25 protein-coding genes are annotated in these 21,499 nt (G+C 65.4%); 6 read left to right on the top strand and 19 right to left on the bottom strand.

The annotated features are described in order from the left end of the window. Positions 1 to 44: 44 nt before the first annotated feature. Complete coding sequence (locus C795_RS15780; protein ID WP_017793712.1) at positions 45 to 617, top strand: TetR/AcrR family transcriptional regulator; 573 nt, start codon at positions 45 to 47, stop codon at positions 615 to 617. A gap of 71 nt (positions 618 to 688) precedes the next feature. Here the strand turns inward: C795_RS15780 and rplT are convergent, their stop codons facing one another. The 3 genes from rplT to infC form a co-directional block, all read right to left on the bottom strand. Continuing rightward, positions 689 to 1,072 (bottom strand): 50S ribosomal protein L20, encoded by a 384-nt coding sequence (rplT, locus tag C795_RS0110460; RefSeq protein WP_017793711.1) that lies wholly within the window; start codon positions 1,070 to 1,072, stop codon positions 689 to 691. Between the two features lie 49 nt (positions 1,073 to 1,121). After that, a complete protein-coding gene (gene rpmI, locus C795_RS0110455) occupies positions 1,122 to 1,316 on the bottom strand; it encodes a 50S ribosomal protein L35 (protein WP_017793710.1) in 195 nt (64 codons plus the stop codon). 67 nt (positions 1,317 to 1,383) lie between these two features. Beyond that, complete coding sequence (gene infC, locus C795_RS0110450) at positions 1,384 to 2,019, bottom strand: translation initiation factor IF-3 (RefSeq protein ID WP_083879223.1); 636 nt, start codon at positions 2,017 to 2,019, stop codon at positions 1,384 to 1,386. A 201-nt stretch (positions 2,020 to 2,220) separates the two neighbouring features. Here infC and C795_RS0110445 point away from each other — a divergent pair, with 201 nt between their 5' ends. The 3 genes from C795_RS0110445 to C795_RS0110435 are packed head-to-tail and all read left to right on the top strand — an operon-like array spanning position 2,221 to position 3,676. Continuing rightward, positions 2,221 to 2,586: a DUF1844 domain-containing protein gene (locus C795_RS0110445; RefSeq protein WP_017793708.1), complete on the top strand. Its 366-nt coding sequence runs from the start codon at positions 2,221 to 2,223 to the stop codon at positions 2,584 to 2,586. A gap of 42 nt (positions 2,587 to 2,628) precedes the next feature. Continuing rightward, positions 2,629 to 3,357 (top strand): AzlC family ABC transporter permease, encoded by a 729-nt coding sequence (locus tag C795_RS0110440; protein WP_026139602.1) that lies wholly within the window; start codon positions 2,629 to 2,631, stop codon positions 3,355 to 3,357. Then, a complete protein-coding gene (locus C795_RS0110435) occupies positions 3,350 to 3,676 on the top strand; it encodes a branched-chain amino acid transporter permease (RefSeq protein WP_017793706.1) in 327 nt (108 codons plus the stop codon). The genes C795_RS0110440 and C795_RS0110435 overlap by 8 nt, the downstream gene beginning before the upstream one ends. Here C795_RS0110435 and C795_RS15775 read toward each other — a convergent pair. The 13 genes from C795_RS15775 to C795_RS0110370 form a co-directional block, all read right to left on the bottom strand. After that, positions 3,663 to 4,538, bottom strand: a complete 876-nt coding sequence (locus C795_RS15775) for a M23 family metallopeptidase (RefSeq protein WP_017793705.1) — start codon at positions 4,536 to 4,538, stop codon at positions 3,663 to 3,665. The two genes, C795_RS0110435 and C795_RS15775, sit on opposite strands and share 14 nt — an antisense overlap. An 8-nt stretch (positions 4,539 to 4,546) precedes the next feature. After that, complete coding sequence (locus C795_RS0110425) at positions 4,547 to 5,098, bottom strand: ArsR/SmtB family transcription factor (protein ID WP_017793704.1); 552 nt, start codon at positions 5,096 to 5,098, stop codon at positions 4,547 to 4,549. A gap of 73 nt (positions 5,099 to 5,171) precedes the next feature. After that, positions 5,172 to 6,230, bottom strand: coding sequence for an aldo/keto reductase (locus C795_RS0110420; protein ID WP_017793703.1), 1,059 nt, complete (start codon positions 6,228 to 6,230; stop codon positions 5,172 to 5,174). 82 nt (positions 6,231 to 6,312) lie between these two features. Then, entirely contained in the window at positions 6,313 to 6,465 is a 153-nt protein-coding gene (locus C795_RS17245) for a MetS family NSS transporter small subunit (RefSeq protein WP_017793702.1), read from the bottom strand. After that, positions 6,462 to 8,048: a sodium-dependent transporter gene (locus C795_RS0110410; protein ID WP_017793701.1), complete on the bottom strand. Its 1,587-nt coding sequence runs from the start codon at positions 8,046 to 8,048 to the stop codon at positions 6,462 to 6,464. Before C795_RS0110410 ends, C795_RS17245 begins: the two co-directional genes overlap by 4 nt. Before the next feature lie 66 nt (positions 8,049 to 8,114). After that, positions 8,115 to 9,023 carry an SseB family protein gene (locus C795_RS0110405; RefSeq protein WP_017793700.1) on the bottom strand — a complete coding sequence of 303 codons (909 nt, stop codon included), beginning with the start codon at positions 9,021 to 9,023 and terminating at the stop codon, positions 8,115 to 8,117. Positions 9,024 to 9,032: 9 nt separating this feature from the next. Then, positions 9,033 to 9,779 carry a bifunctional 1-(5-phosphoribosyl)-5-((5-phosphoribosylamino)methylideneamino)imidazole-4-carboxamide isomerase/phosphoribosylanthranilate isomerase PriA gene (gene priA / locus C795_RS0110400; RefSeq protein ID WP_017793699.1) on the bottom strand — a complete coding sequence of 249 codons (747 nt, stop codon included), beginning with the start codon at positions 9,777 to 9,779 and terminating at the stop codon, positions 9,033 to 9,035. A 58-nt stretch (positions 9,780 to 9,837) separates the two neighbouring features. Next, entirely contained in the window at positions 9,838 to 10,470 is a 633-nt protein-coding gene (gene hisH / locus C795_RS0110395; protein ID WP_017793698.1) for an imidazole glycerol phosphate synthase subunit HisH, read from the bottom strand. Further along, complete coding sequence (hisB, locus tag C795_RS0110390) at positions 10,467 to 11,075, bottom strand: imidazoleglycerol-phosphate dehydratase HisB (RefSeq protein ID WP_017793697.1); 609 nt, start codon at positions 11,073 to 11,075, stop codon at positions 10,467 to 10,469. The genes hisH and hisB overlap by 4 nt, the downstream gene beginning before the upstream one ends. 10 nt (positions 11,076 to 11,085) lie before the next feature. Then, complete coding sequence (locus C795_RS0110385) at positions 11,086 to 11,922, bottom strand: cytochrome c biogenesis CcdA family protein (protein ID WP_017793696.1); 837 nt, start codon at positions 11,920 to 11,922, stop codon at positions 11,086 to 11,088. Next, a complete protein-coding gene (locus C795_RS0110380) occupies positions 11,919 to 12,677 on the bottom strand; it encodes a DsbA family protein (protein WP_157487071.1) in 759 nt (252 codons plus the stop codon). The genes C795_RS0110385 and C795_RS0110380 overlap by 4 nt, the downstream gene beginning before the upstream one ends. Positions 12,678 to 12,726: 49 nt before the next feature. Continuing rightward, positions 12,727 to 13,797 carry a histidinol-phosphate transaminase gene (locus tag C795_RS0110375; protein WP_026139600.1) on the bottom strand — a complete coding sequence of 357 codons (1,071 nt, stop codon included), beginning with the start codon at positions 13,795 to 13,797 and terminating at the stop codon, positions 12,727 to 12,729. Between the two features lie 93 nt (positions 13,798 to 13,890). Continuing rightward, positions 13,891 to 14,310, bottom strand: a complete 420-nt coding sequence (locus tag C795_RS0110370; protein WP_017793693.1) for a hypothetical protein — start codon at positions 14,308 to 14,310, stop codon at positions 13,891 to 13,893. A 257-nt stretch (positions 14,311 to 14,567) separates the two neighbouring features. Here C795_RS0110370 and lexA point away from each other — a divergent pair, with 257 nt between their 5' ends. Continuing rightward, positions 14,568 to 15,221 (top strand): transcriptional repressor LexA, encoded by a 654-nt coding sequence (gene lexA, locus C795_RS0110365; protein WP_017793692.1) that lies wholly within the window; start codon positions 14,568 to 14,570, stop codon positions 15,219 to 15,221. A gap of 21 nt (positions 15,222 to 15,242) precedes the next feature. Here lexA and C795_RS0110360 read toward each other — a convergent pair whose 3' ends face one another. From C795_RS0110360 to metE, 3 genes are read right to left on the bottom strand one after another with little or no spacing between them, the layout of a single operon-like run. Continuing rightward, positions 15,243 to 16,181, bottom strand: coding sequence for a methylenetetrahydrofolate reductase (locus tag C795_RS0110360; protein ID WP_017793691.1), 939 nt, complete (start codon positions 16,179 to 16,181; stop codon positions 15,243 to 15,245). Beyond that, the gene (locus C795_RS0110355) at positions 16,178 to 17,416 is read right to left on the bottom strand and encodes a uroporphyrinogen decarboxylase/cobalamine-independent methonine synthase family protein (RefSeq protein WP_232225474.1); all 1,239 of its coding nucleotides are present in this window, start codon (positions 17,414 to 17,416) and stop codon (positions 16,178 to 16,180) included. The genes C795_RS0110360 and C795_RS0110355 overlap by 4 nt, the downstream gene beginning before the upstream one ends. Continuing rightward, positions 17,413 to 19,749, bottom strand: a complete 2,337-nt coding sequence (metE, locus tag C795_RS0110350; RefSeq protein ID WP_017793689.1) for a 5-methyltetrahydropteroyltriglutamate--homocysteine S-methyltransferase — start codon at positions 19,747 to 19,749, stop codon at positions 17,413 to 17,415. The genes C795_RS0110355 and metE overlap by 4 nt, the downstream gene beginning before the upstream one ends. Before the next feature lie 233 nt (positions 19,750 to 19,982). Between metE and pdxR the strand changes: the two genes are divergently transcribed. After that, positions 19,983 to 21,440: a MocR-like pyridoxine biosynthesis transcription factor PdxR gene (pdxR, locus tag C795_RS15770; protein ID WP_017793688.1), complete on the top strand. Its 1,458-nt coding sequence runs from the start codon at positions 19,983 to 19,985 to the stop codon at positions 21,438 to 21,440. Positions 21,441 to 21,499 lie beyond the last annotated feature (59 nt).

Here is a 21,499-nt window from a genome sequence, read left to right as displayed (position 1 = left end):
CTAGGCGTCCGAGTGCGCCCGGGGCGAACTGGCAGAATCAAAGCATGGATCCACGCGCAGAACACACTCGGGCTGCTCTCTTTGATGCCGTCCTAAGCCTCGCCGCCCGGCGCCCGATCAACGAAATTCCGGTTACCCAGATCGTGGCCGCGGCTGGCGTGAACCGGAGCAGCTTCTACCAGCACTTCCCTGATCGCGAGGAGCTACTCGCGAGCGCCCTCGAGAACCTCGAGACGAACGCGGCCCGCATTCAGGACCCGATTCGCACCGAGAACCCCACGGCGGGGCCTCCCGCAGAGCTCACTCGCTTCGCGAAGCACTTCGCGGATCATGCTGATCTCTACCGCCAGGCGCTCAGCCCGCACGGCTCGTCCCGCGTGGCTGGCCGCGTGCGGGCCCGCACCATCGCACTCGTGCGGGAGGGCATCGAGCTCTCGGGCCTGCAGACCGACAACCGAGTACCGCTCGACATCGAGGCCGCCGGAACTGCCGGCGCGCTCCTCGGAGTAATCGAGGCGTGGCTCGCGCAGGATCCTCGTGCATCCCACGAGACCGCCGCTGCATGGATGTGGCAGATTCTCGCCCCGCAGGCATCCGGATCCGACCCCGCGCAGTAACAGGACCGCGCCCGCGAAACACAAAAGAACCCCCGCACCCAAAGGTGCGGGGGTTCTTTCAGAAGTGCGAGTTACGCAGCCTTCGGCGCCGACGTGTCAGCGGGAAGAGCCTTCTTGGCAACCTCAACGAGGGTTGCGAACGTCTTGGGCTCGTTGGTAGCCAGCTCCGAGAGCATGCGGCGGTCAACGCCAACGCCAGCCAGCGCGAGGCCCTGGATGAAGCGGTTGTAGGTCAGGCCGTTTGCACGTGCACCAGCGTTGATGCGCTGGATCCACAGGCGACGGAAATCGCCCTTCTTCTTGCGGCGATCGTTGAACGCGTACTCGTATGAGTGAACGAGCTGTTCCTTGGCCTTGCGGTACAGGCGTGAACGCTGTCCGCGGTAGCCCTCGGCGCGCTCAAGGATTACGCGACGCTTCTTGTGGGCGTTGACGGCCCGCTTTACTCTTGCCATTTCAGTTCTTCCTTACAAAAATTCTCGGTAAAAGGTGTGCTCGTGTGGCTTAGTGGCCGAGGAGCTTCATTGCCTGCTTGGCGTCACCCTTGGAGAGCATCTGATCGGCTCCCAGCGCACGCTTCCGACGCGAGGACTTTACCTCGAGGTTGTGGCGCAGGCCGGCGCGCTGCTTCTTCAGCTTGCCCGATCCGGTCAGCTTGAAGCGCTTCTTGGCACCCGAGTGGGTCTTCTGCTTAGGCATCAATTTCTCCTTGATTGTGTGCGCGCCCGGGGGCCGCGTCTTTGTACGGCGTCAGAAACGCCGAAGCTTATTCGTCCGAAGACTTTTCGGCCTTACGAGTGGCCTTTTCCTCTGCACGGCGGGCGTTCTGCTCTGCCTTTGCTTCGGACTTGTTCTTGTGAGGCGCAATCACCATCACCATGTTGCGGCCGTCGATGCGGGGCGTCGATTCGACGACACCGAACTCGGCTACTGCCTCAGCGAACTGCTGCAGCAGACGAACACCCATCTCGGGGCGTGACTGCTCACGACCGCGGAACAGGATCATGGCCTTAACCTTGTCACCCTGCTCGAGGAAGCCGATAGCGCGCTTCGTCTTGGTTTCGTAGTCGTGCTTATCGATCTTCAAGCGGAAGCGAACTTCCTTGAGGACGGTGTTCGCCTGGTTGCGGCGAGCTTCCTTCTGCTTCTGGGCTGCCTCGTACTTGTACTTGCCGAAGTCCATGATCTTTGCCACGGGGGGCTTAGAGTTCGGGGCAACCTCGACGAGATCGAGATCGGCGTCGGCCGCTAGGCGTAGCGCAGTATCAATCGGCACGACACCGACCTGCTCGCCACTGGGACCAACCAGTCGCACCTCGGGGACGCGGATTCTGTCATTCGTACGGGGATCGCTGATCGCCGGCTCCTCTACTCTCGATGATGGGGACTTCGTCTGAAGCATCGGAGGAGGGTTCGGGGCAGCGCAAGCGCATTCCCACACCCTGATAGCTGCCGTGAACGGCGGGGTGCCAACTACCCGGTAACCTAGTAATGGTGCCGGGTGGGAGTATCTCCTCTTCCGATATCTCGGCGCAAGCCGAGAACCGAACCAATCGTAGCACAGAATTAGCTACACAGAACCAGCTTTGACAGTCAGGACAACATGAGCGAGCAGACCGCAGACCTTCCCCAGGGCGACGAGAATGTGGCACAGGCCACCCGTGACATCGCCGACGTCGCAGCCGTTGAGGTCATCACCACCGCATGCGTGCACCTGCTGAGTGCCGCTGCCGTCAAGGTGGGCCTCGCCGATGACCCCGAGTCGCAGATCGACCTTGATGAGGCACGCAAGCTGATCAACGCCCTTGCTGGCCTGATCACCGCAGCAGCCCCCGAGGTCAGCGACATGCACGCGCGCAGCCTGCGCGACGGCCTGCGCTCGGTACAGCTGGCGTTCCGTGAGGCTTCGGCAATCCCCGACCCGATCGGCAAGGGCCCGGGCGAGAAGTACACGGGCCCCGTCAACTAACCCCTCCAGCTCTATCCCCCCGCGCACTCGCGAGATCGGCACATGTCTCCGTCACACGATCCTTTACCGCGCCGCGCGGGCGCCGCGGCCGGCCTTCGAGATTCTCTCGGGGTCGGCCTCGGCATTTTCCCCTTGGGCATTGCCCTCGGAATTCTTGTCATTCAGGCGGGACTTCCCTGGTGGCTCGCCCCGGCCCTCTCGATTGGTATCTTCGCGGGATCTGTCGAGCTGCTCCTGGTCAGCATGCTCGCCGCCGCGACTCCGCTCGTGACGATCGCCGCGACCGTGTTCGCCGTGAACTTTCGGCACGTATTCTACGCGTTCTCGTTTCCGCTTTCGCGGGTGCGACCGGGTCTACCCCGGGCGTACTCCATCTACGCAATGATCGACGAGGCCTACGCCACCTATGTGCTGATGGATCCGGATCGCCTGAGCTCAGCCCGCATGGTAACCGGCCAGCTCGCGATGCAGCTCTATTGGGTGCTCGGCGGCTTCGTCGGCATCATGATTGCGAACGTGCTCCCTGCCCCCATTGAGGGCTTTGAGTTTGCACTCGTGGCGCTCTTCGTGGTGATGTCGATGGATGCGATTCGCGGCAAGCGCGAGCTCCCATCGGCCTTGCTGGCTTGCCTCGCTGTCACGGTTGCAATACTGGTCGCTGGCGACAATGCGCTGCTGGTCGCGCTTGCGCTGTACTCCGGGCTACTGGGGCTGCGCTATTTCCTCACCAAGCGAACCACGGACACTGCGGAGGAGGGCGAGCGTGCCTAGCACCGAATATCTAATCGCGGGCGTCGTCGTCGCGGGCCTCATCACCCTGGCGCTGCGCGCACTCCCGTTTGCGGCGCTCAAACCGCTGCGCAAATCTAAGCTCGTGCAGGCGCTCGGGCGCTGGATGCCCGCTGGCATCCTCGTTATCCTCGCCGTCGTCGTACTGCGCGATCAGCTCATATCGCAGCAGGGCCGGGTGTGGCCGGTGCTCGTCGCGACCGCGATCACGGCCCTCGCTCACTTGCTCTCAAAGCGACGCGCGCTCGTGAGCATCGCGGCTGGCACCGCCTGCTACGTGCTGCTGCTCAACTTTTTCTAGCCGGATCGACCCCAACCGCAGCATACATATGCTCGCCGGTTGCGGGCATGTCGACGCCTTCGAACGCCATCGGCAGCCCCTGCCCGGTCCACGGCGACGCGCGGTCCATGAGTTGCGCGTGCACGTGCGGTTCGGTGCTATTGCCTGAGTTGCCACAGCGCGCGATCAGCTGACCGGCTCGCACCCGGTCGCCGACGCGCACCGCGAGCGATCCGCGCTGCAGGTGCCCAACGACTGCGAATTCCCCGCCATCGCTCCGGATCGTGACATGGTTGCCGACAATGAACCCCGGGCCACCGATCTCACGAATGACCCCCTCACACATCAGATACAGGAGCGCAAGGATGTTCGACCGCGACCTGTGGTCGCGTCGCCAGTCGCTCGCACGCACGACTTCCCCCGACACCATGGCGCGCACGGGCTGCCCGAATGCAGGGAAGGTACTCGGCTCGCGCATCGCGGGCCTACCGCCAAATGGGGGCCGCACGATGCCGATGGATTCAGTGCCGTCACCCCCGCTCTCAGGTTCGTAAACGAGGTCAACCGCGTAGGCCTGGCCATACATTCTGACACCGTGACTCGGCACCTTGGTGGCGGGGCTATTCACCGCGAGCCAGCGGCCTGTGACCGGAGCGGTGAGTGTGACGGAATCACAGATAGGCACTAACCTCGCGCCGAAGAAGATCAGCGCGAGCGCGATGGCCCCGACAGTCAGCCCCGTGAACGCGAGTGCGCCGCGCGCGCCACTCAGCAACTCGCCGGCAGGAAGACGAGCGGTGAGCGCCACCGTCACCAGCATCGCTGCCGCGGCGAAATAGAGCAGACCCCGCAGTCGGTAGGCAACCAGCAGCGCAGCCTTCATTGCTCGATTCACCGTTCAACCCCCACTACGCAGGCGAGCAACGGCACGATGCGGGCAGCCGGGATCTCGTAGCTGCCGCGCCCACTCTGGCGCACCCAGCCGGCCGCGACGAGTTGGCGCAGATGGTGGTGCAGTTGACCTGTAGTACCGAGGCCGTCGATCGCAGCCAAGTCAGCCGTCGCTTGGACGCCGTTCAGCATATGGCGCAGCAGCTCGATGCGCACAGGGTGGGCAAGCGCACCAAACACCGCCGCGCGGTCACTCCAGTCGGCATCGAGCAGCCCGGCAGCGTCCGCGCCCTGCTGCCACGCGACAGGGGCACCGCCGGGCAACGTCAGCGACCCTATGAGCATTACCGCGCCGCCACTCTCAGAAGCGACATCCGCAAGCCTGGTTTGGAGCCCCTCAAGCGCCCAGAACGCCTCCTCGGGCAGCGCGCCGCGCTCGGGCGCCGCACGGGGGCGATCCAACACTTCCCCTGCGGCCCACCCCTCGAGCATCGCCACCCTCCCGGCGAGCGCTTGCAATTCGCGTCGCAACTGCGACAGTTCATCAGCCATACTCTGATTGTACGTTAGTACGCACTTTTAAACCAAGATCTCATGAGCCGCCGTCGGCTCCCCCGAGATGTGCTTACAGCATCAGGGGCACATCTCCACCCTGTCGCGCGCCGCGCCACAGGTCGACGTTGACGTCCAGCCCGTCGAGGATGCGCTCGATCTCGGCGATCTCGTCTGCGCTGAGCTCGAGCTTCTCGAGTGCCCGCCAGTTCTCGTCCAGCTGCGACACCCGGCTCGACCCGATCACGAGGCTCGATACGCGTGCGTCACGCAGCGCCCACACGAGCGCGAGCTGCGCGAGTGACTGGCCACGGTTCTCGGCCACCGCCGCGAGCGCACGCAGGCGGTCCCGCAGTTCGTCGGTCAATACCTCGTTGCTAAACGAGCTCGGGCCGGCGCCGCGCGCGCCCTCGGGCACGCCGTCGAGGTACTTGTTCGTGAGCATGCCCTGAGCGAGCGCGGTGAACCCGATGATGCCGAAGCCCTGATCCGCGGCGACGTCGAGCAGCCCCTCGGTCTCAATCCAACGGTTCAGCATGTTGTACGAGGGCTGGTGGATCGTGATGGGCGTACCCAGGTCTCGCATCAGCTGCGCCAGCTCGCGGCTCGCATCGGCGCCGTAGGAGGACATGCCGATGTAGTGTGCGCGCCCCGTGCGCACAATGTGGTCCAGAGCCCGGGCCGTTTCCTCGAGCGGCACCCGGGGATCCGGACGGTGCGTGTAGAACACATCGACGTTGTCGACCCCGAGCCGCTCGAGCGAGCGATCGAGGCTCGTGATCAGGTGCTTGCGGCTGGCACCGGCGCCGTGATGACCGGGCCACATGTCCCAGCCAGCCTTGGTCGAGATGAGAATCTCATCGCGGTGCGCCGCGAGATCGCTCGCGAGGATCTCGCCGAAGTTGCGCTCGGCCGAGCCGTAGGGCGGGCCGTAATTGTTGGCGAGGTCGAAGTGGAAGATTCCGCGGTCGAACGCTCCCGTGATGATCTCGCGCTGCGTTTCGCGCGGCCGGTCATCGCCGAAGTTCTGCCACAGGCCGAGCGACAACAGGGGTAGGTGCAGTCCGCTCTGGCCAACACGACGTACATCAGTCCGCTGGGGGTAGGGGCGGGGGTCATCAATCTGGCTCATGGGTTGAGCTTAGCCGAGCGGTGTGGGGCACTGCCATGCCATGCCATGCACCGCTCCGCCCCAGCTTGCCGCCCGCGTGCCGTTAGGCTTCGGCGGGTTCCCCCGGAGCATCCTCGCCGCCCTCCGGGTAATGCGCCACCTCGGTTTGCTTGGACAGGAAAATCGCGCTCGCGATCAGCCCACCCCAGATCACCGTGAGCGCAATGACCAAGAACGTAATCGCGATCGGAGTCATCGTGCACCACCTTCGGTCTCAGTCTTCGTGCCGACCGCGCGCTCGCCCGGCACTGGGGGCCAGGGCGTAAAGCGGTCGGGGTTGTAGCGCCAGGGACTCATTGTGAGCAGCACCGATGCGATGATCATCACCGCGACGGAGCCCCAGCCGACGATCAGCAGGTAGAGCTGGTCGTAGCCGCCGTAGGGCTCGTTGACGAGGCCTACGATCGTGGCGATGAGCATGTAGCCCAGCACGAGGGGCCCGAGCACCGACACGAAGAAAATCCAGCCGCGGCCGACCTTAAACGTCGACAGCGCGCTCAGGTGGCCCGACAGTTCGGTTCCCGCACGCCTGATCCACATCACCGTAATCGTCACGACGACGGCGGAAGCGACAATACCAATGTTGTTGGCCCAGTTATCGATGGTGTCGAGCGCGGTGAGCCCCGAGCTGGTGCCAAACATCACAATCGAGATGACTGCGAGCACACCGCCGAGGCCGTACACGGCCTGCTTGCGGGTGAGCCCGAACTTGTCGATCACGCCGGCGAGGATGACCTCCATGATCGAGATCATCGAGGTGAGGCCCGCGAGCACTAGCGCGCCGAAGAACAGCGCACCGAAGGCTTGTCCCCCCGGCATCTCGCTCGCGATCGCCGGGAAGGTCATGAAGGCGAGCCCCACCCCCGTGAGCCCCTCGAGCTGGTCGACCGCAACTCCCTGCTGATACGCGAAGAAGCCGAGCGTCGCGAACACACCAATGCCAGCGAGAATCTCGAACGATGAGTTCGCGAAGGCCACGACGAGGCCGGGTGCCGTCAAGTTTGAGCGACGCTTGCGGTAGGAGGAGTATGTCATCATGATGCCGAATGCGACCGACAGCGAGAAGAAGATCTGGCTGTAAGCGGCCACCCACACTCCAGGGTCCGCGAGGGCAGCAAAGTCGGGGGTGAACAGGGCGTTCAAGCCGTCCGCTGCGCCGGGCAGGAACAGCGCGCGCACGACGAGAGCAACAAAGCCCACGATGAGCAGCGGGATCGCGATCATGTTCAGACGCTGCACGCCCTTCACCACGCCGGCTCCCAGCACGATGAGTGCGATGATCCACATGAGCACGAGCGGAATGAGCACGGCCGGCACAAACTCGAGCGTGAACGGTGAGGCCGAGGTTTGCAGGTATTCACCGGTGAAGTAGCCTGCGGCGTCGTCGCCCCACTTCAGATCGAAGGAGAACACGAAGTAGCTCGATGCCCACGCGAGCACTGCGGCGTAGTAGATCGCGATAAAAACGCAGATCATCACCTGGAACCAGCCGATGCCCTCGCCAAGCTTGCCTGCGAGACGCCTCAGCGCGAGTGGTGCGGAGCCTCTGAATCGGTGTCCGATCGCGTAGTCGAGGAACAGGATGGGGATACCTGCGGTGAGCAGCGCCACGATGTAAGGGATGAGAAATGCGCCTCCGCCGTTCTCATACGCCACCCCGGGGAATCGCCAAATATTGCCGAGGCCCACCGCCGAGCCAATGGCTGAGACGATGAAGCCGATCTGGCCCGTCCATTCGGCGCGCTGCGGCGCCTGCGGAGTCGTTGAGGTTTGCGCCACGTATCTGCTCCTTACCGGATGATCCGGGTTTTGATATCACAAGATGGTAGCAGCCGCAAGAGGTCCTCAGGCGCGCGCAGCGCCGGGGAGGAGGGGGTGCACCCGAAGCGAATCGACGCGCTCGGCGATCACCCGTTCACTCGCCCACACCTGTTGGAGGCGCCCCAGGAGCGCGTCGAGCTCGGGTCGAGAGAGGTCACGCGCGATCCGGATCCTGACATCGACCTCGGGGGCGGCGAGCGTGCCTGCCAGATCGGCGGGGGCGATCCAGATGCGCACGACATCGACTTCTGCCTCTGCCGAGGATTCAAAGGCCGTGGCTACCTCAGGGTCGGCCCAGGCAGGCACGTAAGACTCCCCCAGTGCGAGGGCAGCGAGGGCCGGTCGACGTACGCCGTAAACGAGATCGGGGCTGCCGGCGTCGAGCACGATCATGTCGTGTTCCTCCTGCGCAGCCGCCACCGCCGCCTGCGGGGCGGGCACCGGAATGGGGCGTGCCGTGTCATTCCAGCCTGACATCGCGGCGACCGAGCTAAACACGGGCAGCACGCTGCGTCCATCGGGTGCGGCGACCGCAACGATCGAGAGTTCCTGTGACTTCTCGACGATCTTGCCGTCGGGTGTCATCCCCAGATCACCGGCTTCGGCGAGCATGGGAACGAGCACGCGCGAAGTGGCGAGCGCAGCGATCACCGCTGTGTGCGCGTTGGCGAGCCGAGCGACAGCATCCCAGTGTGCTTCGGCGGTGGGGGCCGCCGAAGCCTCCGCCGCAATAGCGCGCAGTGCGGCTACCGCGGCGGTCAGCTCTGCGGAGGCTTCGCCCGAGTCTCCCTCAAACGCGGTCTCGTGATGATCAAACGTGCGGCCAGCCCAGGGGAAACCCGCCGAGTCGGCCGCTCCCCCCGGTACCAGGCTCTCAGGGACGCCCGTAGAGCGCGGAGAGTCGCCGGTCGATGGAAGTCGCTTGATCGCCACGTCTAACGCCTAGTTCGAAGCGACGTCGAGGGCCGCGGGCAGCGTGAATGCGCCGTCGTACAACGCCTTGCCGATGATCGCACCCTCGACACCGTGCGACACGAGCTCGCGCAGCGCCGCGAGATCATCGAGGCTCGAGATACCGCCCGAGGCCACGACGGGACGATCGGTGTGACGGCAGACCTCGCGCAGCAGGTCAACGTTCGGGCCGCGCATCGTCCCATCCTTGGTGACGTCGGTGACGACGTAGCGGGAGCAACCGGCCTCCTCGAGGCGTGCGAGCACGTCCCAGATGTTACCCGCATCCTCAGTCCAGCCGCGCGTAGCGAGGATCTCGCCGCGCACGTCGAGGCCCACCGCGATCTGCTCGCCGTAGCGGGCAATGACCGCACGGGTCCACTCGGGGTTCTCGAGGGCGGCGGTGCCCAGGTTTACGCGGCGCGCACCCATCTCGAGCGCGGCTTCGAGACTTGCATCGTCTCGGATGCCGCCCGAGAACTCGATGTTCACGTTGCCCGCGCGACGAATGATCTTCTTCGCTACAGCAACGTTTGATCCGCGCCCAAAGGCCGCATCGAGGTCGACGAGGTGGATCCATTCGGCGCCCTGTTCGATCCAATCCATGGCGGCGTCAACGGGGCTGCCATAGTTGGTCTCGGTGCCAGCCTCGCCCTGGGTCAGGCGCACGGCCTTGCCGTCGACCATGTCGATCGCGGGTAGCAACTGCAGCTTCGGGCTCTCGGCCAACTCGATCATTTCGAAAACTCTCCTCGTGAGTGGTGTGGTGCCCGCGCATCATGGCGGGCGCGACTAGTTAGAGCGTCGCGATCCAGTTGCGCAGCAACTGAATGCCCGCTTCGCCCGACTTCTCGGGGTGAAACTGAGTGGTGGTCAGCGGGCCGTTCTCGACGGCCGCTACAAACCGTTCGCCATGCTCGGCCCAGGTCACGCGCGGACGTGTAGTCTCGCCGCGCCCTTCGATCGACCATTCGGTCGCGCCGCAGCTGTGCACGAAATAAAACCGCTCGTGGCGGATCCCGCGAAAGAGCACCGAATCCTCGGGGGCGTCAACCGTATTCCACCCCATGTGGGGCAGCACGTCGGCGCGCAGCTCGTGAACGGTCTCGGGCCACTGGCCGAGGCCTTCAGTGTCGTGTCCGCGCTCGATGCCCCGGGCAAACATGACCTGTTGACCGACGCAGATTCCGAGCACGGGCCGCCCGCCGGCGAGCCGCCGGTCGATCATCTCGTCGCCCCGCACCGCGCGGAGCTGCTCCATGACGGCGTCAAAGGCACCCACGCCGGGCACGAGCAGGCCATCAGCATTGGCCACGGCCGTGGCGTCGCGGGTAAGCGTAACCTCGGCTCCGGCCTTCGCGAGGGCCTTCACCGCCGAGTGCACATTGCCCGAGCCGTAGTCGAGAACGACGACGTGCTTGCGGCTCACAGAGCGCCCTTCGTGGACGGGATACCCAACACCAGCGGATCCTTGGCCTTTGCAACGCGGAATGCGCGCGCGAACGCCTTGAACTCTGCCTCGGCGATGTGGTGGGGATCACGGCCCTCGACGAGCTTAATGTGCGCGGTGAGGCGGGCGTTCAGCACGATTGCCTCGAAGAAGTGACGCACCATTGAGCCGGTGAAGTGACCACCGATGAGGTGAAATTCGAACCCCTGAGGCTCACCCGAGTGCACCAGGTACGGGCGACCCGAAATATCGATCACTGCCTGCGCGAGGGCCTCGTCGAGCGGCACCAGCGCGTCGCCGTAGCGTGAGATACCGCTCTTGTCTCCGAGCGCCTTCAGAAGCGCCTGACCCAGCAGAATGCCGGTGTCCTCGACGGTGTGGTGAATATCGATGTGCACGTCGCCCGTCGCGCGAACCGTCAGGTCCGTAAGCGAGTGTCGCGCGAAGGCGGTGAGCATGTGATCAAAGAATGGTACGCCGGTTTCGACATCGGCTTCACCGGTGCCATCGAGGTTGACTGAGAGACTAATCTGCGATTCGCTCGTGACACGCTCGAGCGACGCTGTTCGTGATGCTGCGGACATGGGTACCAGTCTACTCAGCTTCAGCTGCCTGACTGCGCAGAGCCCGGTTGTCTCGCCGCGTCACGACGACCGCGGCCCACACCCCCGCCAGCACGATGAACACGACGGCCACAAGCCAGTTGGGCACAGCCCCGGTCAGCCGGAGCACGTCGGCCTCAAGCTTTGCTTGTGTGGTGGCGCCAACCAGCCCACCGAGCGTCGTGGTGCCCCGGGTCACGAGCAGCACGACACCGATCGCGACCGTGAGCAGACCACCAATCACGTTGGTCCATGCGTTGCGCCACTTCCCGATCCTCAGTTCACGCGGTCGCACCAGTGCGCGCACCGCGGGGATCCGGTTCCAGAGGAACCCCAGCAACAGGAGCGGCAGCGTCATCCCGGCCGCAAAAACGAGCAGCACGATACCGCCAAAGACCGCGTTCGCGCCGAATGCGGCGAACGACAACGCTGCCCCCAGCAAGGGCCCTGCGCACACGCCGGCGAGTCCGTAGACGGCGCCGAGCGCAAACACCGCGATACCCGAGGCGTTCTCAGGGCCACGCTGACGCATCAACCCCGGCAGCGGAACGCCGCTCAGCAGCAGCAGGCCCAGCACAATCACGACGATTGACGCCACGGTGACGAGCTCAAAGCGGTTCTGACTCACCCAGGCGCCGACGGTGCCCGCCAGTAACCCTAACGGCACGAGCGCCGTCGCAAGGCCCAAGAAGAAGACTCCGGTACGGGCCAAAAGCGCGCCAGTGCTGGTGAACGCATAGGCAAAGAACGCGGGCAGCAGCATCACCGAGCAGGGGCTCAGCAATGTCAGCACGCCCCCAAGGAACGCTCCGGCAAGCGTGAGGTTCACGAGGCTTCCGTGACAGCCTGATCCAGGAATTCGCGGAAGGTATCGATGGGCTGAGCGCCGCTGATGCCCTGTCCATTCACCACGAAGAATGGAACTCCGCTCACGCCAAGCTTGCTGGCCTGTTCTGTCGCTTGGCTAGCCGCGGCCCGCAGGTCGTCACGCGCCATGTCTTTCTCGAAAAGCTCCATATCGGGCACTCCAGCGGTGCGTGCGTGACCCAGCAGTTCTTCGGTCGTAAGCTCGGCGTGACCTGACTCGGGGGCAGCCTCGTAGACAGCTTCAATGAACTCGAAGTAGCGGCCCTGCTCTGCCGCGGCGCGCGCAGCCGCGGACGCCCGGAGTGATTCTTCACCGAAGAAGGCGACGTCTTGCATTTCGATGCGCACCTTGCCCGAGTCAACGTACTCCTTGACGACATCGGGCAGCGTGTCTCGGGTGAACACTGCACAGTATGGGCAGCGAAGATCAACCCACTCCGTCATCACGATGGGTGCGTCAATGTCGCCGATCGCCATCGGGTCGCCCTCGACACGCCTCTCGAGCGAAGCTTGCTGCGGTGCACCGGCATCGCCAGCGCCCTCTGCCGTTTGCCCGGCCGCAGCCGCCTCGCCTAAAGAACCGCTTTGCGCCCACTGCACACCGCCGAACACCAGGCCGAGCGCGGCCACCACCGCGAGGATCACGTTCAGCAACCGTGACCGGCGAAGCTGACGTTCGAGCACGTGACGGGGCATAGCTTCAGGCGCACTAGTCATGGTCAAAGCCTACCGATGGACGACAGATGCAACCCTGAGAGCGCCGGTGCTAGCCCAACTCGGTGATGGCCTGGATCACTGCGCTCGTTTCGGCTTCGGTGCCTGCTGTGATGCGCAGGTGGCCGTCGATTCCCAGGTTGCGAATCAGAATGCCCCTCGCACGCAACGCTTCAAACATGCCGTCGGGGTCCGCGAAGCCGCCCACCAACACAAAGTTCGCGCCTGAGTCGTGCACCCGATAGCCCAGCGCCGTAAGGGCTGCGCCGAGCCGGTCCCGTTCGTTGCGGATATCTGCAACCGTCGCGAGCATGGTCGCGGAGTGCTTGATGGCCGTAGTGGCGGCAGCCTGAGTCAAGGCGGACAGGTGATAGGGCAGGCGCACGAGACGCAGTGCGTCGATCACAGCTGGGTCAGCGGCCAGATATCCGAGGCGCACGCCGGCGAAGGCGAACGCCTTGCTCATTGTGCGTGACACCATGAGGCGGGGGCGTCCCTCCAGCAGGGTCACTGCGCTCTCGCGTTCATCATCAAACTCGAAGTAGGCCTCGTCAACGATGAGCATGCCATCGAACGCGTCGTATGCGGCAAGAATCACCTCGCGGTCAAGCGGTGTGCCGGTCGGATTATTGGGCCCGCAAAGGACGACCAGGCTGGGCCTGTGCTCGGCGAGCGCCGCAACTACAGCTTCGGGCGTGAGCCGGTACCCCTCGGGGCGGGGCACGTCAATCCACCCGGTGTCCGTGCCATCCGCCAGAAGCGGGTACATCGAGTAGGTGGGCGTGAAGCTGAGCAGGGTGCGGCCAGGGCCACCAAACGCCTGCAGCACCTGCTGGAGCACCTCGTTTGAGCCGTTTGCTGCCCACAACTGATCGGAGGAGAGGCCATGCCCCAGGTAGCCAGCCAGCGCGGAGCGAAGCTCAACGAAGTCACGGTCGGGATACCTGTTTGCGGTGCGTACCGCACGCTCGAGAGCCGCCGTGATATCTGCGGCGACTTCGTCGGGAATCGGATGGGTGTTCTCGTTGACATTCAAGCTGACGGCTACGGGATCCTGAGGAGCGCCGTAGGGACTTTTGCCCACAAGGTTTGCACGGAGAGGAAGATCACTCAAGCTGGTCACCACGACAGTCTATCGAGCGACCGAATCACCTACATCAACGATCCCTCGCATCGTCTCCGGGGCTACGCGTGACTACGCCAAGCGTGAACGCAACTACAGCCCCAGCTCGGTGGCAGACATCACCGAATCACTGTCGGTGTACCGCAGCGGCACAGCGATGGGCTGCCCCACGACTACTTCGGAGCCCTGAAGCTGGTTGAGCTGCACAATCTCGGCGATGAGGTCGCGAGGGTCCATCGACGGATCAAGCTCTGTTGCGAGCTGCCAGAGAGAGGCCCCGGGCGCCGCCACGACGTAGCCAAACTCAGCGTTACCCGTTTCGTTCGAAGCGATTGCCTGCGGCGCCGAGAGCGAAGCTATCAGCGCCAGAGTCGCCGCTGCCGCAAACGTCGCAAGCCCACCGAACACGATTCGGCCTCGCCGCGTCAGCCGCATGCGCGGTGTGGGCTGAGCTACTTCACACCACTCGTTCATCTGCTGTACTGCGGGCGCCTGCGCCAGTGCTGCACTCATGTGTCGAGTCCCTTCAAGTGAATTGCCGCACGTGATGCGAACAACTGTTTCGAATATACATTCGAAGATTCGAAAGAGCAAGCTTCGCTTTCGAATCCTCTCGCTCAAAATTCCAGCGACACTCGAATACTTGTTTGGCCAAGTGTCGTGCAGTCGGTAGAGTTTCGAACTAACGAGAGCACTCAAGCAGGTACCTCCGACATCGTCGTCACGGGCCACCTTCCTGGGGATACCAACCGATAGAGGAGACCGCCATCATGGCTGAGATCGCAAGTCCGTTGGATCGCCTAAGCGACAAGCAACGTTCCATCCTTGAGTACATCGCTCAGTCGGTCGCCTCGCGGGGATATCCGCCGAGCATGCGTGAGATCGGTGATGCAGTGGGGTTGTCCTCGCTCTCGAGCGTCACCCACCAGCTCAGCAGGCTCGAGCTTGCGGGCTGCATTCGCCGTGACCCGCATCGCCCACGCGCGCTCGAGGTACTCGTGGACCCCACCGCCCCCGAGCCGCCAGCTGATTCACCGATCCCCGCAGAAGAGACCGCCTACGTCCCCCTCGTCGGCCAGATCGCTGCGGGTGTGCCGATCACGGCTGAGCAGCAGGTCGAGGAAGTCATGCCCCTCCCTCGTCAGCTCGTCGGCGACGGCACCGTGTTCATGCTGAAGGTGGTGGGCGACTCCATGATCGACGCTGCGATCTGTGACGGCGACTTCGTTGTCGTGCGTCAGCAGCGCGAGGCCAACAATGGCGACATCGTCGCGGCCATGCTCGACGGCGAAGCGACGGTCAAGGTGTTTCGCAGGCGTGATGGCCATACGTGGCTGCTCCCCCGCAACAGCGCATTCGAGCCGATCCTGGGTGATTACGCCGAGGTACTTGGCAAGGTCGTCGCCGTTCTCCGCTCCATCTAGGCTGCCACGCCCCACTTCGCGCTAGACCCCGACGGGTGCGAGCAACTCCAGTTCACGCAGCACGGCCAGCACCCGCTCGTGCCGGTTGAAGGTGTACAAGTGCAGCGATGGGGCGCCGCCGGCCAGCAGTTCGCGCGCGAGCGCGGTCGTGTGTTCAACCCCCAGCTCGGGGGCATACCCACCTGCGTCCTCAATCTCACGCACGAGTTCAGAGGGCGCAGGGCGCCCCGCCAGCTCAGCCACTTTGCGCAGCTGCGCGGCGGTGGCCACGGGCATCAACCCCGGTAGCACTGGAATCGTCAGCCCTGCACCCCGGCCATCTGCCACGAACTCCAGGTACTCTTCGGCACGGAAAAACAGCTGCGTGATCGCGAACTGCGCCCCAGCCTCTTGCTTGGCCACTAACCAGTCGAGATCCTCCGAGCGCGACCGCGACAGCGGGTGCCCGTTGGGGTAGGCGGCGACCGAGGTGCGCCCCACGCTCGTAAACGCGGGGCGTTCCGCCCGCGCCTGCGCCACCAGCTTGACCAGCTCAAGCGAGCTCAACGAGCCCGCAACCGCCGGGTCGGACTCGTCACTGCCTCGGGGCGGGTCACCGCGGAGGGCAAGGAAATCGTGCACCCCCGTGTCCATGATCCCGTGAATCGCTTCGAGGATCGCGTCCCGAGACTCCCCCACGGTTGTGAGGTGTGCGAGCGGCAACGCGTCGGTGTGATCGCGCAGGTACTTCACCAGGTCGCGCGACGCGCCCCGGTTCGAGCCGTTCGCCCCGTAGGTCACCGAGATGAAGTCGGGGCCCGCGGCCGCGAGGTGCTGCACGGCATTGCCGAGCGCCAACGCTGCGGCACCGCTGCGTGCGGGGAACACTTCAAAGGAGAACCGCGGCCGGGTCGGCGCGCTCCCCGTCAGCAGAACGTCGCTGAGGGCTCCATTCAGCCCACCGTCGCGCACCTCGCTCATACGAGCACCTCCTCGGGTCGGCCAGCAAGCTCGGCACTCGCACGCAGGGTCCCACGTACGCGCGCGGCCACCTTCGCGAACGCGACATCTCGGGCAAAGTCGGGTGACCCGTGCCGGGGCTTCTCGTCGACCAAGTACGGCGAGAAGCCGCAGTCGTCGGTTGACCCGATGAGCTCCGGCGGCACGAACCGGGCAGCCCGCACCAGCTGTTCGGCAATCTCTCGCTCGGTCTCGAGCTTCGGGCTCGTCGGGTTCGTAACCCCAAAGAGAACGCGCGGCGCGCGTCCCCCGGCCGCCGAGATCTGTCGCAGCTGGCGACCCACGAGCCGGGCCACACGATCCGGCTCTGGCTCGCCCGCGGCCTGCACGAGAAAGTAGCCCGCCTCGATCTGAAACAGTTCGGGGATCAGCTCGGCATAGTCGATGTCGGCACTGTGCGCGCTGTCCTGGTCGTTGCCCGGGCAAGTGTGCACGCCCACGGCGGAGCGCAGCCCCTCGGGCAGCAGCGCGAGCACGCGGTTCATCAGATCGATGAACCCCGTGAGTGCGGCCGGCCCAGCCCACGGCGCGCGCAGGTCGCGGCGCAGGGCGAGGCGCCCCTCGGTGAAGTCGATCGTGACGCGGGCAGCGCCCGCCGCAAACGAGCGCCGAATGTCCTCGGCGCAGCCCGCCACGACGTCGTCAAGAAAATCGGTGCGCGAGTACTCTGCAAGCCCACCGCCTGTGAGCGTCCCTTCACCCTCCGGCCACATGAGCGACAGCATCGACGGCGACACGACGGCCTGCTTGATCGGTAGCGACGTAAGCCGACGCGCGGCCGCAACGTCATCGGCCGCCCAGCCGCGAAACGCGAACGGTGCCTGAGCGAGCCGGGGAATCACACGGTGATGACCGTCAGCAAACACGGCAAACACCGGATCGGTGCCCGGCGCACCGCGATCCGGATTCGCACCGAGCGGGTAGCTCGAGAAGCTCTGACGCCGCTGCTCCCCGTCGGTCACGATGGGTGAGCCGGTGGCTTCGAGGCCCGCGAGGGTCTCGCGCACCGCGCGCTGCTGTTCATTCGCCAGCTCGGCGGCGGAGGCGAGCCCGAGCTCGGCGTCGAGCACCGCGCGCTGCAGCCGCGCGGGCCGCGGGAGACTGCCGACCGGTTCGGTCGGCAGCTCCCCCGCGGGCCACGGAGCAGCAAGCTCCGTGGCCGCGGGGCCCACACCCCTCACTGTCTCGGCGTTCACGCTACGCCGCTGGGCACGGCCTCCCGCACCTCGCGCGCGGCGCGCACCAGGTTCGTGAGGCTTTCGATCGTCTCGACGTAGCCGCGCGTCTTGAGGCCGCAGTCGGGGTTGACCCACAGCTGCTCGCCCGGAATGCGCGATGCCGCGATGCGAATCAACTCCGCCTGCTCCTCGGTACTGGGCACGCGGGGCGAGTGGATGTCGTAGACGCCCGGGCCGATGCCGCGCGAGTAGCCGTGGTCGCCCAGCGGCTCAACGACGTCCATGCGGCTGCGTGCGGCTTCGATCGAGGTCACGTCGGCGTCGAGGCCGTCGACCGCGTCGATGATCTCGCCAAACTCCGAGTAACAGAGGTGCGTGTGGATCTGCACCTCTGGAGCAGCCCCACCGGTCGCGAGGCGGAACGCACCCACCGACCAGTCGAGGTAGTCGGCCTGGCGGCTCGCGTCGAGCGGCAGCAGCTCGCGCAGCGCCGGCTCGTCGACCTGCACGATGTGAATGCCCGCAGTGACGAGATCGTCGATCTCGTCGCGCAGCGCGAGCGCCACCTGGTTGGCGGTGTCGGCGAGCGGCTGGTCGTCGCGCACGAACGACCACGCAAGGATCGTGACGGGGCCCGTGAGCATACCCTTCACGGGGCGCGGAGTGAGCGATTGGGCGTATTCCGTCCAAGCGACCGTCATGGGTGCGGGCCGCGACACGTCGCCCCACAGGATCGAAGGGCGCGTGGCGCGCGTGCCGTACGACTGCACCCACCCGTTCTCAGTCACCGCGAAGCCGTCAAGCAGCTCGGCGAAGTACTGCACCATGTCGTTACGCTCGGCCTCACCGTGTACGAGCACATCGAGCCCGATCTCCTCCTGGAGCCGGATCACGCGCTCGATCTCCTCGCGCAGGAATCCGTCGTATGCGGCCTGATCGATCTCGCCGCGACCGAACGCGGCGCGGGCCTTGCGAATCTCGGTGGTCTGCGGAAACGACCCGATCGTGGTGGTCGCGAGCTGCGGGATTCCGAGGCCCTTTTGTGCCTCACGACGCTCCTCCTCGGTGACACGGTCGCGATCTTCGCGGCCGGTTGCTGCGGCGCGGCTCCGGATCGTATCCACGCGCACACCCTGTGCCTGCGCGCGGTCTGCGAGCGCGGCATCGGTGTCAGCGAGCTCGGTCTCGATGCTGGCGCCGCCGCCCTCGAGGCCACGGGCGAGGGTAGCCACCTGTGCGACCTTCTGATCAGCGAACGCGAGCCACGACTTCAGCTGCGTGTCGAGCTTCTGTTCGTCTGCCACGTCGTGCGGTACGTGCTGCAGACTGTTCGAGGTGCCGATCACGGTGTTAATGTCGGCCGCCTTGAGCTGCTCGGCCTGTGCGAGCGCGCGGCGCAGGTCGGTGCGCCAGATGTTGCGGCCGTCGACGACGCCGGCGACGAGCTGGGTGTTCTCGAATGCCAGCGCCAGTTCACCCGTGGCGAGGGCGTCCGCGGGGATCCTGCCGCGCACGAGGTCGGTATGCACGGCCTCGACGGGGAGCTTGCCAAGGCGCACGAGGGCCGCCGAAGCGTCACCGTAGGGCGTGGTCAGCAAGACCTGCGGGCGGTTCGTAGCGACACCCAGAGCAGCGTAGGCGCGCTCGACGAGGGCGAGCGTGAACTCGCGGGGCACCGAGAGCGAATCAGACACGAGCGCGGGCTCATCAAGCTGCACCCACGTGGCGCCCGCTGCGGCGAGCGCGGCGAGCAGCTCGGCGTAGACTGCGACGACCTCGTCGAGGCGGTCGATCGGGGCGAAGTCGGTGCCGGCCTCATCCGATGCCTTAGCGAGCAGCAGGTAGGTGACGGGGCCGACGATGACGGGGCGCGACTCAATGCCAGCGTCAATCGCCTCGGCGGCGTGCGCGACGAGCTGCGCGGGGTTTGCCGTGAACTGCGTGTTCTCGTCGATCTCGGGCACGCTGTAGTGATAGTTCGTGTCGAACCACTTGGTCATCTCGAGGGGCTGGTGCTGCTCATCGCCACGGGCGAGGGCGAAGTAGATCTCGAGGTCCGTGCCGGTGACGCCAGCGAAGCGGCCGGGGATCGCGCCGAGCGCGAGCGTCGCGTCGAGCACCTGGTCGTAAAAGCTGAAGCTCTCGGGGATCGCTCCGCCCGTCTTCGACAGGCCGAGTTCCGCCAGGCGCTCACGAGTCTCCGAGCGCAGATCGCGCGCGGTCGCCTGCAGCTCCGTCTCGTTCGTGTTGCCCTTCCAGAACGACTCGACGGCGCGCTTCAGCTCGCGGCGCCGGCCGATCCGGGGGTATCCAAGAATGGTGGCGTTGGGCAGTGGTGAGTTTTCAGACATGCGATTCCTTCGGCTGTGAGGAGGGCGCACCTTTGCGGGCGCAGCTGGTGTACTCAAAAGTAATCTCGGGGCCCGGCCCGTGGAGAAATGTGTCGCCGTGTGAACTACGAAGTGTTACGCCGCATCACGCAACGTTACGACCTCACCCCATTTGGGCCGACTGTCGCAGTTTTAAGCCGTTTTACGCAACAATTGTGGTTACGTCCGTTGCCCGAGAAAGTGAATCAGCCACCGTGGATGTTCTGCCCCAGTTCGTGCCAGACCGCAGGTCCTCGCGCACGCTCACCGAGCAACTCGTCGACGGCGTGCACGCTGCAATCGCCTCCGGTGCACTCACTCCCGGTGACGTGTTGCCGCCCACGCGAAAACTTGCGGCGTCACTCGGGGTCTCCCGCTCGGTAGTGGTGAGCGCCTACGAGCAACTCGTGGGCGAGAACCTGCTCGAAGCCACTCCGGGATCCGGTACTCGGGTCACGGCCTATGAGGCGTCCCGGGCGCCAGCTGGTCCGCGCGCCCATGATCCGGATCAACGGCCCGCCAGCGGAGCGTCCGTCAGCGGAGCGCCCATCATCGACCTGCGGTCCGGGCTTCCGTTCGTAGCGCCGGAGCCTCCGCGAGCGTGGTCGCGCGCGCTCGCCAGCGCGGCTCGTTCGCCCTGGTCGTCCCAGTCGCCGGATCCGCGGGGCACACCGGCGTTGCGCACGCGATTGGCCGCGCACACCCGGTTGCATCGCGGCCTGTCCTGCTCCGGCGACGATGTGGTCGTCACCTCAGGCACCTCCGAGGCCCTGGTGTTGATCACCCTTGCGCTGAGGCGCACCCTACGGCGGGCGCCTCTGGTGGCGGTCGAGGATCCGGGCTATCGTTCCGGATCGGACGCACTCGAGGCCGCCGGGGCCGAGATTGTGCCGCTCGCGGTGGGCCGCCGGGGCGCCTCGGCCGACTCATTGGCCGCGCTGCACGCCGGTTCACCCGTCGACGCCGTCATGCTCACCCCGAGCCACCAGTTTCCGCTGGGCGGGAGCCTCGCCGAGGGCGAGCGTGACCGCATTCTGCAGTGGGCGCTCGAGCACCGCGTGCTCATTATAGAGGACGACTACGACAGCGAGTTTCGTCACGCCGGTCCCGCGCTGCCAGCGCTCGCGGCGAGCGACAAACACGGCGTCGTCGCATATGTGGCGAGCCTCAACAAGATTCTGTCGCCGTCGCTGCGGTGCGGCATGCTGGTGCTCCCTTCGCCGGGCCCGCTGCGCGATGCCCTGTTGTGGGTGCGTGAGTCGCTAGGAGCCACAGTGTCGGCGTACACGCAAACGGCACTCGCCGAGTTCATTGGGAGCGGCGCATTCGCCCGGGCGGTCGCGCGCAACAAGCGGGAGTACGCGCACCGTCGTGCCGCAGTACTGGCGGAGTTCGCAGGGCTCGGCGTTGAAGTGTTTGCCAGCGAGGGCGGGCTTCACCTCGTCGCCAAAACCCCAACTGCTGCCGGTGCCGCTCAGGTCGCCGCCCTGCTGCGCGAACAGGGAATACTCGTCGAAACCATCGCCGACTTCTCCCTGCTGCGGCCCGAGGGTGGCATCGTGTTTGGGTACGGTGCCGGGTCAATGCACCAGCTGCTACACGCCGTGCGTCTCATCGCGGAAACAATAATTGGTCTGCCGCAATTTGAAGGTTCTGGCATACCAATCAGGTAACCGTTCGAGCAGGCTGGGAGGTGTCTAGTCATGCCACCATCGAAAGGCTCACGCATGAG

This window comes from Leucobacter salsicius M1-8 (assembly GCF_000350525.1).
Classification (GTDB): domain Bacteria; phylum Actinomycetota; class Actinomycetes; order Actinomycetales; family Microbacteriaceae; genus Leucobacter; species Leucobacter salsicius.
Note: the sequence above shows the minus strand (reverse complement) of the source record. Positions and strands in the feature narration are given on the sequence as shown.

Coding starts and splice junctions, on each gene's coding strand:
- C795_RS15780 (WP_017793712.1), top strand. CDS start 45: ATGGATCCACGCGCAGAACACACTCGGGCTGCTCTCTTTGATGCCGTC.
- rplT (WP_017793711.1), bottom strand. CDS start 1,072: ATGGCAAGAGTAAAGCGGGCCGTCAACGCCCACAAGAAGCGTCGCGTA.
- rpmI (WP_017793710.1), bottom strand. CDS start 1,316: ATGCCTAAGCAGAAGACCCACTCGGGTGCCAAGAAGCGCTTCAAGCTG.
- infC (WP_083879223.1), bottom strand. CDS start 2,019: ATGCTTCAGACGAAGTCCCCATCATCGAGAGTAGAGGAGCCGGCGATC.
- C795_RS0110445 (WP_017793708.1), top strand. CDS start 2,221: ATGAGCGAGCAGACCGCAGACCTTCCCCAGGGCGACGAGAATGTGGCA.
- C795_RS0110440 (WP_026139602.1), top strand. CDS start 2,629: ATGTCTCCGTCACACGATCCTTTACCGCGCCGCGCGGGCGCCGCGGCC.
- C795_RS15775 (WP_017793705.1), bottom strand. CDS start 4,538: ATGAAGGCTGCGCTGCTGGTTGCCTACCGACTGCGGGGTCTGCTCTAT.
- C795_RS0110425 (WP_017793704.1), bottom strand. CDS start 5,098: ATGGCTGATGAACTGTCGCAGTTGCGACGCGAATTGCAAGCGCTCGCC.
- C795_RS0110420 (WP_017793703.1), bottom strand. CDS start 6,230: ATGAGCCAGATTGATGACCCCCGCCCCTACCCCCAGCGGACTGATGTA.
- C795_RS17245 (WP_017793702.1), bottom strand. CDS start 6,465: ATGACTCCGATCGCGATTACGTTCTTGGTCATTGCGCTCACGGTGATC.
- priA (WP_017793699.1), bottom strand. CDS start 9,779: ATGATCGAGTTGGCCGAGAGCCCGAAGCTGCAGTTGCTACCCGCGATC.
- hisB (WP_017793697.1), bottom strand. CDS start 11,075: ATGTCCGCAGCATCACGAACAGCGTCGCTCGAGCGTGTCACGAGCGAA.
- C795_RS0110380 (WP_157487071.1), bottom strand. CDS start 12,677: ATGACTAGTGCGCCTGAAGCTATGCCCCGTCACGTGCTCGAACGTCAG.
- C795_RS0110370 (WP_017793693.1), bottom strand. CDS start 14,310: ATGAGTGCAGCACTGGCGCAGGCGCCCGCAGTACAGCAGATGAACGAG.
- lexA (WP_017793692.1), top strand. CDS start 14,568: ATGGCTGAGATCGCAAGTCCGTTGGATCGCCTAAGCGACAAGCAACGT.
- C795_RS0110360 (WP_017793691.1), bottom strand. CDS start 16,181: ATGAGCGAGGTGCGCGACGGTGGGCTGAATGGAGCCCTCAGCGACGTT.
- metE (WP_017793689.1), bottom strand. CDS start 19,749: ATGTCTGAAAACTCACCACTGCCCAACGCCACCATTCTTGGATACCCC.